This window comes from Streptomyces sp. NBC_01304, from assembly GCF_035975855.1.
Classification (GTDB): domain Bacteria; phylum Actinomycetota; class Actinomycetes; order Streptomycetales; family Streptomycetaceae; genus Streptomyces.
The window spans coordinates 7,142,646-7,161,736 of the sequence record NZ_CP109055.1; the positions used below are offsets into that span (position 1 = coordinate 7,142,646).

The 19,091-nt window shown below is 70.9% G+C and carries 12 protein-coding genes; 11 read left to right on the top strand and 1 reads right to left on the bottom strand.

What is annotated here, in order from left to right:
- Positions 1-130 precede the first annotated feature (130 nt).
- From OG430_RS31630 to obgE, 9 genes are all read left to right on the top strand, one after another.
- Positions 131-1,738, top strand: coding sequence for a CYTH and CHAD domain-containing protein (locus OG430_RS31630; RefSeq protein WP_327356045.1), 1,608 nt, complete (start codon positions 131-133; stop codon positions 1,736-1,738).
- A gap of 52 nt (positions 1,739-1,790) precedes the next feature.
- A complete protein-coding gene (locus OG430_RS31635; protein WP_327356046.1) occupies positions 1,791-3,716 on the top strand; it encodes a TIGR03960 family B12-binding radical SAM protein in 1,926 nt (641 codons plus the stop codon).
- Between the two features lie 128 nt (positions 3,717-3,844).
- Positions 3,845-5,302 (top strand): hypothetical protein, encoded by a 1,458-nt coding sequence (locus tag OG430_RS31640; protein WP_327359306.1) that lies wholly within the window; start codon positions 3,845-3,847, stop codon positions 5,300-5,302.
- A 48-nt stretch (positions 5,303-5,350) separates the two neighbouring features.
- Entirely contained in the window at positions 5,351-6,133 is a 783-nt protein-coding gene (locus OG430_RS31645) for a TIGR03936 family radical SAM-associated protein (RefSeq protein ID WP_327356047.1), read from the top strand.
- Positions 6,134-6,381: 248 nt separating this feature from the next.
- Positions 6,382-10,431, top strand: a complete 4,050-nt coding sequence (locus OG430_RS31650; protein ID WP_327356048.1) for an Rne/Rng family ribonuclease — start codon at positions 6,382-6,384, stop codon at positions 10,429-10,431.
- A gap of 222 nt (positions 10,432-10,653) precedes the next feature.
- On the top strand, positions 10,654-12,015 hold the full coding sequence (locus tag OG430_RS31655) for a phospholipase D-like domain-containing protein (protein ID WP_327356049.1): 1,362 nt from the start codon (positions 10,654-10,656) through the stop codon (positions 12,013-12,015).
- Positions 12,016-12,262: 247 nt separating this feature from the next.
- Entirely contained in the window at positions 12,263-12,583 is a 321-nt protein-coding gene (rplU, locus tag OG430_RS31660; RefSeq protein WP_327356050.1) for a 50S ribosomal protein L21, read from the top strand.
- Between the two features lie 16 nt (positions 12,584-12,599).
- On the top strand, positions 12,600-12,857 hold the full coding sequence (gene rpmA / locus OG430_RS31665) for a 50S ribosomal protein L27 (protein ID WP_327356051.1): 258 nt from the start codon (positions 12,600-12,602) through the stop codon (positions 12,855-12,857).
- A 164-nt stretch (positions 12,858-13,021) separates the two neighbouring features.
- Positions 13,022-14,464 carry a GTPase ObgE gene (gene obgE, locus OG430_RS31670; RefSeq protein ID WP_327356052.1) on the top strand — a complete coding sequence of 481 codons (1,443 nt, stop codon included), beginning with the start codon at positions 13,022-13,024 and terminating at the stop codon, positions 14,462-14,464.
- Between the two features lie 184 nt (positions 14,465-14,648).
- Here obgE and OG430_RS31675 read toward each other — a convergent pair whose 3' ends face one another.
- Entirely contained in the window at positions 14,649-16,733 is a 2,085-nt protein-coding gene (locus OG430_RS31675) for a hypothetical protein (RefSeq protein WP_327356053.1), read from the bottom strand.
- 424 nt (positions 16,734-17,157) lie between these two features.
- Here OG430_RS31675 and proB point away from each other — a divergent pair, with 424 nt between their 5' ends.
- Together proB and OG430_RS31685 are read left to right on the top strand one after the other, a co-directional pair.
- Positions 17,158-18,264, top strand: coding sequence for a glutamate 5-kinase (proB, locus tag OG430_RS31680; RefSeq protein ID WP_327359307.1), 1,107 nt, complete (start codon positions 17,158-17,160; stop codon positions 18,262-18,264).
- Positions 18,265-18,520: 256 nt separating this feature from the next.
- The gene (locus OG430_RS31685) at positions 18,521-19,027 is read left to right on the top strand and encodes a hypothetical protein (RefSeq protein WP_327356054.1); all 507 of its coding nucleotides are present in this window, start codon (positions 18,521-18,523) and stop codon (positions 19,025-19,027) included.
- Positions 19,028-19,091 lie beyond the last annotated feature (64 nt).

Here is a 19,091-nt window from a genome sequence, read left to right on the forward strand (position 1 = left end):
TGCACCTGCGGGTGCGTCGTGGCTGGTCGCGCAGTTCCCCGCGCCCCTTCGGGGCACGTCCACCGCGTCCTTCCCGGTTGGCTGCCGCCAGGGACTGCCCACCGTCTGAAATCGCTTCTAAAGTCGGTTCATGGCGGAGACGAAGCGCGAGATCGAGCGGAAGTACGACGTCGCGGCCGGCGCGAAGCTGCCCGACCTGACCGGCGTCGCCGGGGTCGTGGATGTCGTCGGCAAGGGCGTCGTCGAACTGGACGCCGTCTACTGGGACACCCCCGACCAGCGCCTCGCCGCCGCCTCGATCACGTTGCGCAGGCGCACCGGCGGGGCCGACGCGGGCTGGCACCTGAAGCTGCCGGTGTCGCTCGCGGAGGGCGTACGGGACGAGATCCGCGCGCCGCTCTCGGACACGCTGCCGCGAGTACTCGGCGGCCTCGTGCGCTCCCGGGTGCGTGAGGGGCAACTCGTGCCCCTGGTGCGGCTGTTGTCTGCGCGGGAAGTGCGCCACCTCGTCGATACGGAGGGTGCCCTGCTCGCCGAGGTCAGCGTCGACGGGGTGCGGGCCGAGCGGCTCACCGGGGGCGGCGGGACGGCCGAGTGGTCCGAGATCGAGGTGGAGCTGGCGGACGACGGCGACCCCGCGCTCCTCGACAAGGTCGAGAAGAAGCTCAAGAAGGCGGGCGTACGGCGGTCCGCCTCGACGTCGAAGCTCGGCCGGGCCCTGGCGGAGACCGCACCGAAGGAACGCAAGGCCAAGAAGGCCAAGCCCGAAGGAAGGGCGGTCAGGGACGGGAAGAAGGCCGGTAAGAGCGAGGCCGTGGCCGAGGCGGTCGCGGCGGCCGTGGGCGAGGGACCCGGGACCGCCGGGGACCACGTCCTCGCGTATCTGCGGGCCCAGCGCGACGCGATCGTCTCGCTCGACCCCGCCGTCCGCCGCGATCTGCCCGACTCCGTGCATCAGTTGCGGGTGGCCACCCGGCGGATGCGGAGCGCCTTCCGCACGTACCGGAAGATCCTCGACCGCACGGTCACCGACCCGGTGAGCGACGAGCTCAAGTGGCTCGCGGGGGAACTGGGCGTCGACCGCGACCAGGAGGTCCTCACCGAACGGTTCACCGCCCGCATCACCGCCCTGCCGAGGACCCTGCTGCTCGGCCCGGTCCGTGGCCGGCTGCGCATCTGGACCGTTGCCCGGCGCACCGGCTCGCGGCGCCGGACGGTCGCCGTGCTCGACGGCAAGCGCTACCTCATGCTCCTGGACACCCTCGACGCCCTCCTTGCCGCGCCCCCGCTGCTCCCGGCCGCCGCCGCGGCACCCGAGAAGGCGCTGCCCAAGGCCGTCCTCAAGGACTACGCGCGCCTCGCGACCCGCATAGAGCACGCCCTCGCGCCGGACGCCGGCACGGAGCGCGACCTCGCCATGCACGAGGCCCGCAAGGCCGCCAAGCGGGCCCGGTACGCGGGCGAGGCGGCCACCCCCGCGCTCGGGGCGCCCGCCGAGCGGTTCGCGAAGCGGATGAAGGCCGTACAGGGCCTGCTCGGCGACCACCAGGACAGCGTGGTCGCGCGCGAAGCCCTGCGGGCCCTGGCGGTGCAGGCGCATCTGGCGGGGGAGTCCGCCTTCACCTGGGGCCTGCTGTACGGCCAGGAGGAGTCGGCCGCGGCCGACCGGGAGCGGGAACTGCCGGGGGTCTGGGCCAGGGCGGCGGAGGAGGAATTGCGGGCGTCGCTCGGCGGCTGAGCGCCGGGGTACGCTTGATGGTCACCCCTGCCAGCTCATGAGAGACGCCGAGATGCCTGTCGAGTCCGTCTTCCCACGCCTGGAAGCGCTTCTCCCGCACGTCCAGAAGCCCATCCAGTACGTCGGCGGAGAGCTCAACTCCACCGTCAAGGACTGGGACGCCTGCGATGTCCGCTGGGCGCTCATGTACCCGGACGCGTACGAGGTCGGGCTGCCCAACCAGGGCGTCATGATCCTTTACGAGGTGCTGAACGAGCGCGAGGGCGTGCTCGCCGAGCGCACGTACAGCGTGTGGCCGGACCTCGAAGAGCTCATGCGCAAGCACGACGTGCCGCAGTTCACCGTGGACAGCCACCGCCCCGTCAGCGCCTTCGACGTGTTCGGGCTCTCCTTCTCCACCGAGCTCGGCTACACGAACATGCTCACGGCCCTGGACCTCGCGGGCATCCCGCTGGAGGCCAAGGACCGCACGATCGACGACCCGATCGTCCTCGCGGGCGGCCACGCGGCCTTCAACCCCGAGCCGATCGCGCAGTTCATCGACTGTGCGGTCATCGGTGACGGCGAGCAGGCCGTGCTCGACATGACGGCGATCATCCGCACCTGGAAGGCCGAGGGCCGCCCGGGTGGCCGCGAGGAGGTCCTCTTCCGCCTCGCCAGGACCGGCAATGTCTACGTCCCCGGCTTCTACGACGTCGAGTACCTGCCCGACGGCCGCATCGGCCGCGTCGTCCCGAACAAGTCGGGCGTCCCGTGGCGCGTGTCCAAGCACACCGTCATGGACCTCGACGAGTGGCCCTACCCCAAGCAGCCCCTGGTACCGCTGGCCGAGACGGTCCACGAGCGCATGTCCGTGGAGATCTTCCGCGGCTGCACCCGCGGCTGCCGCTTCTGCCAGGCCGGCATGATCACGCGCCCCGTGCGGGAGCGAAGCATCACCGGCATCGGCGACATGGTGGAGAAGGGCCTCAAGGCGACCGGCTTCGAAGAGGTCGGCCTGCTCTCCCTCTCCTCGGCCGACCACACCGAGATCGGCGACATCGCCAAGGGCCTCGCGGACCGGTACGAGGAAGACAAGATCGGCCTCTCCCTCCCGTCGACCCGCGTGGACGCGTTCAACGTCGACCTCGCCAACGAGCTGACCCGCAACGGCCGCCGCTCGGGCCTCACTTTCGCCCCCGAGGGCGGCAGTGAGCGCATGCGCAAGGTCATCAACAAGATGGTCTCGGAAGAGGACCTGATCCGGACCGTCTCGACCGCGTACGGCAACGGCTGGCGTCAGGTGAAGCTGTACTTCATGTGCGGCCTGCCGACCGAGACCGACGAGGACGTCCTGCAGATCGGCGACATGGCGACCCGCGTGATCGCCGAGGGCCGCAAGGTCTCCGGCCAGAACGACATCCGCGCCACGGTCTCCATCGGCGGCTTCGTGCCCAAGCCGCACACGCCGTTCCAGTGGGCCCCGCAGCTCTCCGCCGAGGACACCGACGCCCGTCTGCTCAAGCTCCGCGACAAGATCCGCGGCGACAAGAAGTACGGCCGCTCCATCGGCTTCCGCTACCACGACGGCAAGCCCGGCATCGTCGAGGGCCTGCTGTCCCGCGGCGACCGCCGCGTCGGCGCGGTCATCCGCGCGGTGTACGAGGACGGCGGTCGCTTCGACGGCTGGCGCGAGCACTTCAGCTACGACCGCTGGATGGCCTGCGCCGAGAAGACGCTGCCCACGACGGGCGTCGACGTCGACTGGTACACCACCCGTGAGCGTACGTACGAAGAGGTCCTGCCCTGGGACCACCTGGACTCCGGCCTGGACAAGGACTGGCTCTGGGAGGACTGGCAGGACTCGCTCGACGAGACCGAGGTCGAGGACTGCCGCTGGACCCCGTGCTTCGACTGCGGCGTCTGCCCGCAGATGGACACGCAGATCCAGATCGGCCCGACCGGCAAGAAGCTCCTGCCGCTGACGGTCGTCAAGTAGCAGGCAGCGAAGAGAAGCAGCAAGTAGCAGGCGGCGCCGGGGCCTTCGGGCCCCGGCGTCCGTCGATCGAGGCCCTTTCGTTGCCGATCAACCGCATCCGGAAGGGCCTCTTTCGCGTCATGGCCGATATGGAACTCGAAAAGGCCCCCCAGGGCCCGCCGCCCCAGGCCGAGGGCTGTCTGGCCGTGGCCATCCGCATACCGGTACGGATCGTCGTGCTGGTCCTCGTCGTGCCGGTGCGCATGGCGTGGGACGCGCTGGCCGCGTGCGGGCGGTTCCTGGACCGGGCGCTGCTCAGGCCGTTGGGGCGCGGGCTCGGGTGGCTCGGGCACTGGCTGTTCGTGGTGCCGGCCACGGCGGTCGGCCGGGCGCTGGCCTGGCTCGGCAGGGTGCTGATCGCGGTCCCCGCCGTCTTCGTCTGGGAGCAGTTGCTCACTCCGCTGTGGCTGGGCTTCGCCTGGCTGGTGCGAACTGTCGCGTCCGGCCTGGGAGTTGGGATCACCTGGCTGGGCAGGGCGCTGTTCGTGTGGCCGTGGGTGGCGCTGTGGCGGTACGTCGTCGTGCCGGTCGGCATCGGCCTGGCCTGGCTGGGGCGGATGCTGCTCGTGGTGCCCGCGGTGTGGACGTACCGCCGGATCCTCACGCCCGTCGGGCACGGCGTCGTCTGGACGCTGCGGATGATCGGCCACGCGTTCGCGGCTGCCGGGCGGGGCACGGGCGCCGCGGGGGTGTGGCTGTGGCGGACGCTGGTCGTCGTCCCTCTGGCGTGGCTGTACGCGCGCGTGCTCACGCCTTTCGGGCACGGAATGGTCTGGCTGGGGCGGGCAGTTGGTGCCGGTCTGATGTGGCTCGGCCGGGCGCTGGTGTGGCTGGGCAGGGCGCTGTTCGTGTGGCCGTGGGTGGCGCTGTGGCGGTACGTCGTGGTGCCGGTGGGGCAGGGGCTCGCGTGGCTCGGCCGGACGCTGGTCGTCGTACCCCTGACGTGGCTGTACGCGCGCGTGCTCACGCCTTTCGGGCACGGGATCGCCTGGCTCGTGCGCGGACTCGGCACCGGAATCGGCACGCTGCTGCGCTGGGTCTTCGTCGAGCCCGTCCGCTTCGTCTGGCGCTGGGTGCTCACGCCCGTCGGGCGGGCGATCGCCGTGGTGGCGCGGGAGATCGGGACGGCGTTCGGGCATGCGTGGCGGATCGCCGGATACATCTCCGTGGCCGTCTGGCGCTTCCTGGCGAAGCTTTTGCGGTGGGTCTTCGTGGAGCCGGTCCGCTGGGTGTACCGGTCGGTGCTCACGCCGGTCGGGCACGCGGTGCGCGCTGCCGGGCACGCCGTGCGCGACCTGGTCTGGCGGCCCGCCGCCAAGGCCGTCAGGGACGCCGGCCGCGCCGCACGCCAGGCCGTCGCAGCGGCCCGGGACAGCGCACGCCAGGCCCGCGCGGACTTCCGGCGGATGGTCTTCGGGGCGCGCGAGCCGGAGCGCGAGCCCGTCGAGCTTGTCAAGCCCCGACGGGAACCGAGCTCTGCTGAGGCACGTACTCTAGGTAGCAGTACGACTGCTACGACAGCATGGCCGAAGCTCACGAAGGACTGAACGACACTGGGCAAGCGACAGCCCGAAGGCCCGCCGCCCGCACCCGCGGTGCAGCGCATCCGACTGCGCTACACCAAGCGCGGCCGCCTCCGGTTCACCAGCCACCGCGACTTCCAGCGCGCCTTCGAGCGCGCGCTGCGCCGCGCCGAGGTACCCATGGCGTACTCGGCCGGCTTCACCCCGCACCCCAAGGTGTCGTACGCCAATGCCGCACCCACCGGCACGGGCAGCGAGGCCGAGTATCTGGAGATCGCCCTCACGGCGCACCGCGACCCCGCGAAGCTCCGCGACCTCCTCGACGAGTCGCTCCCCACCGGGCTCGACATCACCGATGCGGTCGAGGCGCGCACCTCCGGACTCGCCGACCGGCTCCAGGCCTCCGTGTGGGACCTCAGGCTCGACGGCGTCACGGTGGAGGAGGCCGCTCGCGCGGTCGAGACCTTCCTCGCGGCGGAATCCGTCGAGGTCGAGCGACGTACCAAGAACGGCATGCGGGCCTTTGACGCGCGTGCCGCTGTAGCAGATCTCCAGGCCCAGCCTCCTTCGGCCGATAGGCCGGTGGATGGGCCCTGTGCGATACTGCGGCTGGTTGTTCGGCACGTGACGCCTGCCGTTCGACCCGACGACGTCCTGTCCGGTCTCCGAGCTGTGGCCGACCTGGCGCCGCCGGTCCCCGCAGCGGTGACCAGGCTGGCGCAGGGGCTCTTCGACGAAGAGACCGGCACGGTGACCGACCCGCTCGCGCCCGACCGCGAGGCAGCCGCGACCCCCCGACCGGGGGACGCCGAGCTGACCGCCGCGGCAGCGCAGGCGCCGGAAGGCCCCGCGTAAGGACCGCCGTCGTAGCGCAGCCCAGGGCCCTGGCATCTACGAAGCCACCTGGGTCGGGCCGTGCGAAGACCACCAGACTTTCGCCAGGCCGTCCGCAATACCGCGGACGGAACCGGCGAGACAGACACTGAGAGCTCCCGTGCGGCGCCCGCGCCCTCCGGACGGCGGCCCAGCGCATTGCGCGCAGGCCGCGGACGTCACCGGAAAAGGGCGCGGCGCCCGGGAGCCGTGACGGGAGAACCGCCCGCATGCTCGAGCCGACCGAACCCGGTGTGACCGGGGACGCCGAGGACAACAGCAACACCCCAGGCGACAAGCTGCCGCCGCGCCGCCGGCGCCGCGCTGCTTCGCGCCCCGCGGGGCCGCCGGTCGCGAAGACCGTGAGCCCAGAAGACGCGGCAGACATCGAAGAGCCGGTGGCCGTGGCCATACCGGCCACGGATGTCGCCGACGCCGCCTCTGCCGAGGAGACCGAGGAGGAGGCCGCGGCCGCCGCCGCGCTTGCCGCCGAGGCCGAGACCCCGGCCGAGGCGCCGGTCGAGGAGGCCGCCGCGCCTGCTAGTACGCGCCGTCGTGCCACCCGCCGGGCCTCCGCGCCCGCCGGTGCGCCGAAGGGCGCCGACGCCGCGGACACGGCTGACGCCGTATCCGCGGTCGAGGCCGAGGCCGCGCCTGTCGCCGTCGAGGCTCCGGCCGAGGAGCCCGCAGCCCCCGCTCGTACCCGTCGTCGCGCCACCCGCAAGGCTGCCGCTCCGGCCGGGGCGCCCGCGCCGGTCGAGGCTGCCGAGCCGGTTGTGGCTGTCGAGGCCGAGCCGGTCGAGGAGGCTCCGGCTGCTGTCGAGGCTCCGGCCGAGGATGCCGCTCCGCGTGGGCGTACGCGCCGTCGTGCCACTCGTAAGGTCGCCGCGCCCGCCGCTGAGGCCGCTGCGCCGGTCGAGGCTGCCGAGCCGGTTGTGGCTGTCGAGGCCGAGCCGGTCGAGGAGGCTCCGGCTGCTGTCGAGGCTCCGGCCGAGGATGCCGCTCCGCGTGGACGTTCGCGCCGTCGTGCCACTCGTAAGGTCGCCGCGCCCGCCGCCGAGGCCGAGGCCGAGCAGCCCGTGGCCGAGGACCCGGTAGCAGAGGAGGACCCGGTCGTCGCGGCGCCCGCCGCCGAGACCGCGCCCGCCGCCGACGAGGACTCCGCCGGGCCGCGCCGCGGCCGGCGCCGGGCCACCCGCAAGTCGGGGATGTTCTCGGAGCCCAACCGCTCCCACGCGACCGCTGCCGACGACGACAGCGCCGACGACGCGGGCCGCCCCAAGCGGCCCTCCGTCGCCGTGTTCCAGGCGCCGGTGTTCCAGGCGCCGATGTTCCAGACCCCCGAGAGCGCCGCCGCCGCTGCGGCCGCCGCCGAGGCCGCGGAGCCCGTGGTCGAGGAGCAGCCGGAGGCGGAGGTCGAAGCCGAGGTCGAGACCGAGGCCCCCGCACGCCGTCGCCGCCGCCGTCGTGGTGAGCCTGCCGAGCCGGTGGCCGCCGCCGAGGCACCGCAGGAGGAGCCCGCGCAGGACGAGACCGAGGACGCCGACGGCGCCGACGCCGCGGACAGCGAGGACGACTCCGACGAGCTGGGCGGCCGACAGGGCCGTCGTCGTCGTCGCGGTGGCCGTCGCCGCCGCCGTGGCGAGTCCGCGGACAGCGACGAGGCCGAGGACTCGACCGACGCGCAGGCCGCCGAGCAGGCGGAGCAGGACGCCGAGGACACGGCCGAGCAGGTCGAAGAGGACGCCGAGGACGACGACGAGCGCGGCGAGTCCGGTGGTGGCTCCAGCAGCAGCCGTCGCAGGCGCCGCCGCCGTCGCCGTGCCGGTGACTCCTCCTCCGAGGCCGAGCCGTCGGACGGCGACCCGGAGCGTACGGTCGTCAAGGTCCGTGAGCCCCGTGCCAAGAAGGAGTCCGAGCCTTCGGACGAGGTCCAGTCCATCAAGGGCTCGACCCGTCTCGAGGCCAAGAAGCAGCGCCGCCGCGAAGGCCGCGAGCAGGGCCGTCGCCGCGTCCCGATCATCACCGAGGCCGAGTTCCTGGCCCGCCGCGAGGCCGTCGAGCGCGTGATGGTCGTCCGCCAGAGCGGCGAGCGTACGCAGATCGGCGTCCTCGAGGACAACGTGCTCGTCGAGCACTACGTCAACAAGGAGCAGGCCACCTCGTACGTCGGCAACGTCTACCTGGGCAAGGTGCAGAACGTCCTGCCGTCGATGGAGGCCGCCTTCATCGACATCGGCAAGGGCCGCAACGCCGTCCTGTACGCCGGTGAGGTCAACTTCGAGGCGCTCGGCATGGCCAACGGGCCGCGCCGCATCGAGACCGCCCTCAAGTCCGGCCAGTCGGTCCTGGTGCAGGTCACCAAGGACCCGATCGGCCACAAGGGCGCCCGCCTGACCAGCCAGGTCTCGCTGCCCGGCCGCTACCTCGTCTACGTCCCCGAGGGGTCGATGACGGGCATCAGCCGCAAGCTGCCCGACACCGAGCGCGCGCGTCTGAAGACCATCCTCAAGAAGATCGTCCCCGAGGACGCGGGCGTCATCGTGCGCACCGCCGCCGAGGGCGCGAGCGAGGACGAGCTGCGCCGCGACGTCGAACGCCTGCAGGCGCAGTGGGAGGACATCCAGAAGAAGTCGAAGAGCGGCGGCGCCTCCAACGCCCCGACGCTCCTGTACGGCGAGCCGGACATGACCGTCCGCGTCGTGCGCGACATCTTCAACGAGGACTTCTCGAAGGTCATCGTCAGCGGTGACGAGGCGTGGGAGACGATCCACGGATACGTCCAGCACGTCGCGCCCGACCTGGCCGACCGCCTTTCCAAGTGGACGTCCGAGGTCGACGTCTTCGCGACGTACCGCATCGACGAGCAGCTGATGAAGGCCCTGGACCGCAAGGTCTGGCTGCCGTCCGGCGGTTCGCTGGTGATCGACAAGACCGAGGCGATGGTCGTCGTCGACGTCAACACCGGCAAGTTCACCGGTCAGGGCGGCAACCTCGAAGAGACCGTCACCAGGAACAACCTGGAGGCGGCCGAGGAGATCGTGCGCCAGCTGCGGCTGCGCGACCTGGGCGGCATCGTCGTCGTCGACTTCATCGACATGGTCCTGGAGTCCAACCGCGACCTGGTCATGCGGCGCCTGCTCGAATGCCTGGGCCGGGACCGGACCAAGCACCAGGTGGCCGAGGTCACCTCGCTCGGTCTCGTCCAGATGACCCGTAAGCGGGTCGGCCAGGGTCTGCTCGAGTCCTTCTCCGAGACCTGCGTCCACTGCAACGGCCGTGGCGTGATCGTGCACATGGAGCAGCCGACGACCGCCGGTGGCGGCGGCGGTGGCAAGCGCTCCAAGAAGCGCGGCCGCGGTGGCAACGCGGACCAGGGCCAGGAGCACACGCACGAGCACGAGTCCGCCGAGGTCGAGACCGAGGCGGAGGTCGCGGCCGAGGCCGCGGCGCCGGTGAAGCTCGACGAGCCGGAGTTCGTGCCGGACGAGGAGCTGTACAGCAGCCCCGCCGAGGCCGAGGCGGCCGCGTCCCGCGGTGGCCGGTCGCGCCGTCGGGCCACCCGCAAGGCGTCGGCTCCCGCAGGTGCGCCGAGGAAGGCTGAGGAGGCGCCGGTGGCGGCTCCGGAGCCGGTCGTCGTGGCCGAGGCCCCGGTGGCCGAGCCCGAGCCCGCACCGGCCGCGCAGGCGGAGCCCGAGGCTCCGGCGGCGGACGAGGCGCCGAAGGGCCGGACGCGTCGGCGTGCGACCCGTAAGGCGTCGGCTCCGGCCGGGTCCCCGAAGGCGTCCGAGACGCCGGTGGAGGCATCCGTGGTGGAGACCCCGGCTGCTCCGGTCAAGGCCGAGGAGCCCGCTCCCGTGGCCGAGCCGGTCGTGGAGCCCGCGTCCGAGCCCGTCGCCGATGCCGCCCCCGCGCGGCCGCGTCGCCGGGCCGTGCGCAAGGCCGCCGCCCCGACCGCCGCCGAGGAGACCGCCGTCCTGGTGGTCCCGTCGAGCGCCACGGAGACGGCCGAGCCCAAGGCTGCGAAGGAGGACAAGGCCGCCAAGGCGGCCACGTCCGAGGACGCTGCCGAGGAAGCGGCCCCGGCCAAGAAGGCGGCCCGCAAGTCGGCCAAGAAGGCGACCGCGAAGAAGGCCGCCACCACGAAGGCGGCCGCAAGCAAGTCAACGGCCAAGAAGACGGCCGCAAAGAAGACGACGGCCAAGAAGGCGTCCAAGAAGACCGCGGCGGCCGAGCAGCAGACGCTGCCCACCGTCTCGGCCTCGACGGACGAGAGCTGACCTTCCGGCAGTCCTCCGCCAGTCACCGCACGCCCCCTGCGCAGCCTTTTGCGCAGGGGGCGTCGGCGTTCCCCCTTGAGGCTGATCGGGTCCGGTAATCGCCCCCGCCTCTTGGACCGCAGGGGTATACCTGTAAAACTCATTCAGTCACACATTTGAACAGCAAGAGTCCGCAAGGACGCGTTGGGGAGACGCGTGCGTGCGGTGAGGGAGGGGATCGCCATGGCGCGCGTGCGCCTGAAGGGCACGGGCCGGCACCGTGCGGTGAAGCCGACCATGGGTGGCCGCCAGGCCGTCGCACTGGCCACGGTGCTGTCGGCCGCGGGAGTCCAGGCCGCCGTGGGCACGGGGAGCGCGGGTGCGGCCGAGGGGCCCACCTGGACCGAGGGCCCCATCTTCAACGACCCGCTGGGCACCACCGAGCAGCAGTACGCGATCCGTACCCGGCTCGTCCAGCTCACCGACGCAGCCGTGCCCGGCTCGACGATCAAGGTCGCGGTCTACCACGTCTGGGAACAGACGATGGTCGACGCGTTGGTGCGGGCCAAGAACCGCGGGGTCAACGTACAGATCCTGCTGGACTCCACCAGCAAGACGGAGCGCCCGGAGAACACCGTGTACGCGCAGCTCGCGACGGCGTTCGGCACCGACCGCGCCAAGCCGTCGTTCATCACCCTGTGCGCGAAGGACAAGTCGTGCCTCGGCGATCCCCAGTGGGGCAAGTCGATCATGCACAACAAGTTCTGGCTGTTCTCGGAGGTCGAGGGCGCCAAGGACGTGGTCGTGCAGACCACCTCGAACTCGACGCCGTCGGCGCACACCAAGTTCTTCAACGACGCGCTGCTGCTGCCGAACAACCCGACGCTGTACGACGCCTACGGCGACTACTTCGACGAGATGACCCGCAAGAACTGGGCGGACTGGCACTACCGCACGGTCAGCAACGGCCTGTACAAGGCGTACTTCTTCCCCCGGGAAGGCTCCACCAACGAGACCGACACGATCTACTCGGTCCTCAACAACGTGAAGTGCACCTACAAGGACACCGCCGGCGTGACCCAGCGCACCAAGGTCCGGGTCTCGATCTTCAAGCTCACCCGACAGCAGATCGCCGACAAGCTGGTGGACCTGAAGAAGAAGGGCTGCTCGGTGTACGTGACGTACGCGGAGACCGACAGCGCCAAGAGCCAGGGCGGCACCAAGGGCACCTGGGAGAAGCTGCACACCTCGGGCGGGCCGTCCGTGCGCTGCTACAACGACGACCGGGACCCGCTGCACCCCGGCCAGAAGCTGGTGGCGCCGTACATCGTGCACAACAAGTACGTGCTCATCGACGGCGTCTACGACGGCAAGCGCAACAAGGTCACCTTCTCCGGGTCCGGCAACTACACGGCGCCCGCGCTGCGCGAGAACGACGAGGTCATAGTCAAGGTCGACGACGACCAGGTGCACGACATGTACCGGGTCAACTTCGACCGGCTGCGGACCGTGGCCTGGCCGGGCAGCGCCGACACCACCGATCTGTGCAAGGGCGTCAAGCCGCTGCCGCCGGACGGTGAGCCGCCGCAGCCGCCGAGGCCGTAGCGTGCGGGGCCCACCACTCAGCGTGGTGGGCGGGCCCCGGCCGCCGGGCTGGTTTGACCCTTTCGGTCGAGGACCCGTAATCTTGACCGTCGGCGTCTGTACGCCACACCTCTGAGCACCTCCCTCCACGGGCCCTGGAAGTTTCAAGGCGCAGGAGAGGCCGCTCGTCCTTCCGGATATTCAGCCCCTCGGGGCTGTGTGAGCGGCTGGCATCAGGGGTCCCGTTCCGAGCGAAAGAGAGATCCGCGTGTACGCCATCGTGCGCAGCGGTGGTCGGCAGCACAAGGTTGCTGTCGGCGACATCGTTGAGGTTGACAAGATTTCCACCGCCAAGGTTGGCGACACCGTAGAGCTCTCTACGCTGCTCGTTGTCGACGGCGAGTCGGTTACCAGCGACCCGTGGGTGCTGGCCGGGATCAAGGTTCAGGCCGAGATCGTGGACCACCACAAGGGCGAGAAGATCGACATCCTTCGCTACAAGAACAAGACCGGCTACCGCCGTCGTCAGGGCCACCGCCAGCAGTACACGGCGATCAAGGTCACTGAGATCCCCGCGGCTGCGAAGTAAGGGTAGGGACTGAGACATGGCACACAAGAAGGGCGCATCGTCCACTCGGAACGGGCGCGATTCCAATGCTCAGCGGCTCGGCGTGAAGCGCTTCGGCGGTCAGCTCGTCAACGCCGGTGAGATCCTGGTCCGCCAGCGCGGTACCCACTTCCACCCGGGCAACTCCGTTGGCCGTGGCAAGGACGACACGCTGTTCGCGCTCGCCGCGGGCAACGTGGAGTTCGGTACCCACCGTGGCCGCAAGGTCGTGAACATCGTTCCGGTCGCCGAGTAATTTCGGTTCCGTAGAGCGGGTTCTGCGACTTTCGCGAACTCATTGCGAGGGCGGACCTTGCTTCCCTTCACGGGGAAGCAGGTCCGCCTTTCGCGTGTTAGACGTAAGACAATTCCGTACGCTCCCGACTTTCGGCCGGGGGTACCCCCAGGAGGCACCGAACCATGACCACCTTCGTGGACCGCGTCGAGCTGCACATCGCCGCGGGTAGCGGGGGCCACGGCTGTGCCTCCGTACACCGGGAGAAGTTCAAGCCGCTCGGCGGCCCGGACGGCGGCAACGGCGGCCGTGGCGGCGAGGTCATCCTGGTCGTCGACCAGGACGTGACCACGCTCCTCGACTACCACCACAGCCCGCACCGCAAGGCCACCAACGGTCAGCCCGGCGCCGGCGACCACCGCTCCGGCAAGAACGGCGAGGACCTGGTCCTGCCCGTCCCGGACGGCACCGTCGTCCTCGACAAGAAGGGCAACGTGCTCGCCGACCTGGTCGGCCAGGGCACCACCTACGTGGCCGGACAGGGCGGCCGTGGCGGCCTCGGCAATGCCGCGCTCGCCTCCGCCCGCCGCAAGGCGCCCGGCTTCGCGCTGCTCGGTGTGCCCGGTGAAGAGCGCGACATCGTGCTCGAGCTCAAGACGGTCGCCGATGTGGCCCTCGTCGGCTACCCGAGCGCCGGCAAGTCCTCGCTGATCTCGGTGCTCTCCGCCGCCAAGCCGAAGATCGCGGACTATCCGTTCACGACGCTCGTGCCCAACCTCGGTGTGGTCACGGCCGGTTCGACCGTCTACACCATCGCGGACGTGCCGGGTCTCATCCCGGGCGCCAGCCAGGGCAAGGGCCTGGGCCTTGAGTTCCTGCGGCACGTGGAGCGCTGCAGCGTGCTCGTGCACGTACTGGACACGGCGACGCTGGAGTCCGAGCGGGACCCGATCTCCGACCTCGACATCATCGAGGAGGAGCTCAAGCAGTACGGCGGGCTCGACAACCGGCCGCGGATCGTCGTCCTGAACAAGATCGACATCCCGGACGGCCAGGACCTGGCCGACATGGTCCGGCCCGACCTGGAGGCGCGTGGCTATCGCGTCTTCGAGGTGTCCGCGGTGGCGCGTACGGGCCTCAAGGAGCTGTCCTTCGCCCTCGCCGAGGTGATCGCCGCCACCCGGGCCGCCAAGCCCAAGGAAGAGGCGACGCGCATCGTCATCCGGCCGAAGGCCGTGGACGACGCGGGCTTCACGGTCACGCGGGAGGACGAGGGCAGCGAGGCGCTGTACCGGGTGCGCGGCGAGAAGCCGGAGCGCTGGATCCGCCAGACCGACTTCAACAACGACGAGGCCGTGGGCTATCTCGCGGACCGGCTCAACCGCCTTGGTGTGGAAGACGAGTTGATGAAGGCGGGTGCGGCCGCCGGCGACGCGGTGGCGATCGGACCCGAGGAGAACGCGGTCGTCTTCGACTGGGAGCCGACGGTGGTCGCGGGCGCCGAGATGCTGGGGCGGCGTGGCGAGGACCACCGCCTGGAGGCGCCTCGTCCTGCTGCGCAGCGGCGTCGGGACAAGTCGGACAAGGACGAGTCGGAGCAGGAGTACGACGAGTTCAACCCCTTCTAGGGGGCACGCCCCGAGGGCGCGCCCCGAAGGGCGCGCTCCACAGGGGGCGCGGGGACCTGCGCGACCAGCCCCCACCGGCCCGCAGATGGCGACCAACCCGCAGAATCGTGAGCAAGCGGAAGGGCCCCGGGAAAACTTCCCGGGGCCCTTCCACATGCCTGTCAGCGCAGCGACTACGCAGCGACTACGCGTTGACGGAGTCCTCTGCGCCATTGGACTCCGCGTCCATGTCTTCGCCCAACTCGTCAGAGTCGCCCTCGCGCTGGCTCGGGATCTCCGCCAGGCGGGAGGTCATGCGGACGCGGCGCTCGTCGGCGCGGGTGCACAGGGCGCGGATCGCGGCGTTGAAGCGGTCGATGGAGGGCGGGTCGGAGGGGCCGAGCAGGTGCTCCTTGAGCTCTGCGCGCTCCTCGGCGTACGGGTCCTTCTCCGGGTGGCGTACGGACTCCAGGAGCGCCGGGACGCCGCCCGCCTTGGGGGAGAGGATCGCGGCCGCGCGGACCGTCGGGAAGCCGGCCCGGAAGTCTGCCTCGGACATGCCGGTCGTGTTCGCGACCGCGTACGGCTTCTCGCTGCTCAGCCAGTCCGAGACCACCGACGAGACATCGCTGATCAGCAGGTCCGCCTGGTTGAAGCAGGTGAAGATCGCCGGACGCGCGTCCGTGATGACCTGGTGCTCCCACTCGGGGAACGACGCCCAGTACGCCGCCTCCCAGGCCTCGGTGGCCTCCGCGACGGCCGCCGCGCGGTCGCCGTCCGGGGCGCCCTGGAGCAGCATCCGCTCCATCTCGTCGGCGCTGGTGCGGAAGTGGGTCGAGGTGAGCTGGTCCAGCGCGACGGTGCGGCGGGCCAGCTCGCGCGCGGCCTCGGGGCCCGGACGGGCGCCGGAGCGGCCGGTGTTGGCCTCGCGGATCATGGCCTTGATGCGCTCGTTGGCGGCGCCCGCGCGCGGGTCGACCGAGCCGGTCATCGGGTGCGGCTTGTAGAGGACGCGTACGGCGTCGTCGGCGAGCAGGTGCTTGACGATGTTCTCGCCGGCCAGGATCACCGAGGTGTTGCCCGGGTTGCCGTCCCAGCCCTCCCAGGTGGGCGCGTAGAGGACCGTGGTGTACGTGCCCTTCGGCGCACCCTCGTACGGCAGGATCGGCGACAGCTGGGGCCGGCCGACCTCCACGACGTCCTTGTCCTCGACGCCGATGTCCGCGAGCTGGTAGCGGTCGCGGGCGGCGGGTCCGGCGACCCAGACCTCGTCGTAGGCCTTGGCGTACGGGTTGCAGGAGGAGAGCTTGTCGCTCTCGCCGTGGTTGGTGAAGGCGTGCTTGATGGTGGGGATGCGAAGGACCTGCGAGGTCTTCGCGGCGTTGGCCGGGTGCAGCATCATCTTCAGCGTCGAGTTCTCGAGCGCGAACATGTTGGCGACCTTCGGCACGCACAGGATCGGCACGTCGGTGGCGTCGATCTTCTGCACCATGAAGCGCTCACGCAGCACGATCAGCGGCTTGCCGTCGACGGCGGCGAGCGTGGAGAGCCACATGTTCGCCTGGTACGCCGAGCTGGTGCCGCCGGAGAAGTACATGGCGACGGTCGGCTTGTACGCGGCCAGCCACTTGTCCAGCCACTCCATGACCTTCTTCTCGTGCACCGCGCGCTTCTTGGGCAGCAGCCACGTCGCGAGATAGCCGGTGCCGCCGACCATCAGGGCCAGCGAGATGCCGACGCCGATGGCGCCTTCGAGCACGTCCTCGCTGATCGCGGTCGCCATCATGCCGATGGTGGCCGGGATCGAGAAGGTCAGCAGCCGGTGTGCCTGGCGGCGGGCCAGGATGCGCGGCGGTGCGGCGCTCAGGCGCAGCGCGGAAGCGTCGATGTTCCGCGTGACGATGGGCAGCTGGCGGGTGCGGCGGATCAGGACGGCGAGCGCCTGGTTGGCGAAGTGCACGACGTAGAAGGCGAGCAGCGCGATGGTCAGCGGCGCCTGCTCCTCGAGCGGGTTGATGCCCGGCAGTCGCAGCAGGCCGACCACGATCAGCATGTCGCGCAGGAGCTGGCGCACCGTGACGTCGAAGCGGATCTTGCTCAGTACGGCGAGCAGACCGGGCTGCTTGTACTGGAGGTACGTGTCGAGGGCCAGACCGCCGACGGAGGCGACGATGAACACGGGCAGGTTCGGCAGCAGAGCGCTGGCGAGCTGGGCCGTGAAGAGCGCGAACATCGCGCACAGCGCGGAGAGCTGCACGATGCGACGGGGGGCGAGTCCGGCTGAGGGCACGGGCTGGGCTCCTGCGGGTCAAATGGGGTGTGCGACTGGGGGTGCGGCAAAGGCGGGCAGCCTTCATGACCTTCGTGGGGGAAGGCTGACCCCTGACCGTATGGCTTTTCCCTCTGCTGGAGCAATCCTCCGTGACATCAATCACCGGATAAACGGGCAAAACCACTGAACCTCAGGTGGATTTCGCCCGTCCGCCGTTGACCCTGGTCGAGGGCTTGGTCGAACGCTCGGGCGAAGGCGTTCGCGGGGTCACCGGCCGGGGAAGCGTGGCGGCTCGACGGCCGCGCCGCAGACGGCGTAGCGGCGTATGTCCCGCCCCTCGAAACGCGGCGGCGGCGTGCGGCACACCTCACGTAGATTGCAGACACTGCAAAGGATGGGGTCGTACGTGTCAGGCGCAAGGCAGAGCCAGCAGCGGCAGAGCATCGCGGAAGCTCACAGGGTCGTGGTCAAGGTCGGGTCGTCCTCGCTGACCACCGCGTCGGGCGGCCTCGACGCCGACCGTGTCGACGCGCTCGTCGACGTACTGGCGAAGGCTCGCAGCGGCGGCGAGAAGGAGATCGTCCTCGTCTCGTCCGGCGCCATCGCCGCCGGCCTCGCCCCGCTCGGACTGCGCCGCCGCCCCCGCGACCTCGCCCGCCAGCAGGCCGCCGCCAGCGTCGGCCAGGGCCTGCTCGTGGCCCGCTACACCTCGTCCTTCGCGCGCTTCGGCGTACGCGTCGGGCAGGTGCTTCTGACCAGCGACGACATGGCCCGCCGCGCCCACCACCGCAATGCCTCGCGGACCCTCGACCAGCTGCTCGCGATGGGCGCGCTGCCCGTCGTCAACGAGAACGACACGGTCGCGACGGACGAGATCCGCTTCGGCGACAACGACCGGCTCGCCGCCCTCGTCGCGCATCTCGTACGCGCTGATCTGCTGGTTCTGCTGTCCGACGTGGACGGCCTGTACGACGGTGACCCGAGCAAGGAGGGCACCTCGCGCATCGAGGAGGTGCGCGGCCCCGCCGACATAGCGCACGTCCAGATCGGCTCCAGCGGCAAGGCGGGCGTCGGCACCGGCGGCATGGTCACCAAGGTCGAGGCCGCCCGGATCGCCGCCGCCGCGGGCATCCCCGTCGTGCTGACCTCGGCCGTGCACGCCGCGGACGCGCTGGCCGGGCGGGGGACCGGCACGCACTTCCACAGCACCGGACGGCGTTCGGCCGACCGACTGCTCTGGCTGCAGCACGCCTCCACGCCGCAGGGCGCCCTCACGCTCGACGAAGGGGCGGTCCGCGCGGTCGTCGAGCGGCGCACCTCGCTGCTGCCCGCCGGGATCAAGGCGGTCGAGGGCGAGTTCAGCGCCGGCGACCCGGTCGAACTGCGCGACACCGAGGGCCGCGCGGTGGCCCGTGGCCTCGTCAACTTCGACGCCAAGGAGATCCCGCAGCTGATCGGCCGGTCGACGCGCGAGCTGGCGAAGGAGCTCGGTCCCGCGTACGAGCGCGAGGTCGTGCACCGGGACGATCTGGTCGTCCTGCACCCGTGATCCCGGTCGTCGCGTACCCCTGATCCCGGTCGTCCCGTACCCGTAATCCTGGTCGTCCGGCACCCGTATTCGTCGCTCTGCACCCGCCGAACGTCGTCCTGCGCCCCTAATCAGGGCGAATAACCGGCCGAAAGTGCGCGCCAGTTGACGCCCTTAGTGAGGGACCTTCCGCAAAACCGTCACGCGAAGGCGCGTGGGCTGGTCAACTTTGTTGGGGGAGAGTTCCACACGACAGAGGCTTGACAGGAGGCCGCCGGTGAGACGAGTGCGCCCTGGGGCGGCGCCCCGAGGAGCTGAGCGGGCACTGACGAGTGTCAGGGCAGGGGAGAGTTTCCACGCGGATGCCGCCGAGGACACGGCGGACCAGGCGACGGACCGGGGGCAGACCGACCGGCAGGACGAGCAGGAGGCCCAGGGCGAGCTGCCCCGGCTCTGGCACGTCACGCTGAGCGTCTCGGGCCCCGCCGCTCCGCTGCCGGAAATCCGGCGGGGCCTGGAGCAGCTGGCCCACGACCATCCCTTTCTGCTGACCAGCCGGTACGCCGGTGACCACGCGGAGATCCGTTACTGGGAAGAGGCCCGCGATCTGCACGACGCGGCGGCGGTCGCCCTGCGGCTGTGGGGCGAGCACCGGCAGAGCGCCAAGCTGCCGCCCTGGGAGATCGTCGGCCTCGAAGTGATCGACCGGGACACCTACCACCAGCGCATCGCGGAGGGATACGGTCCGCCGCCCGCGGCACCCGTCGGAGTGCATCCCTTTTGAGCCGAGTCCGGGCCCTGTGCTCAGGGATGTCTCGGGGAGTGGGATACCCGATGGACAGGGCTCC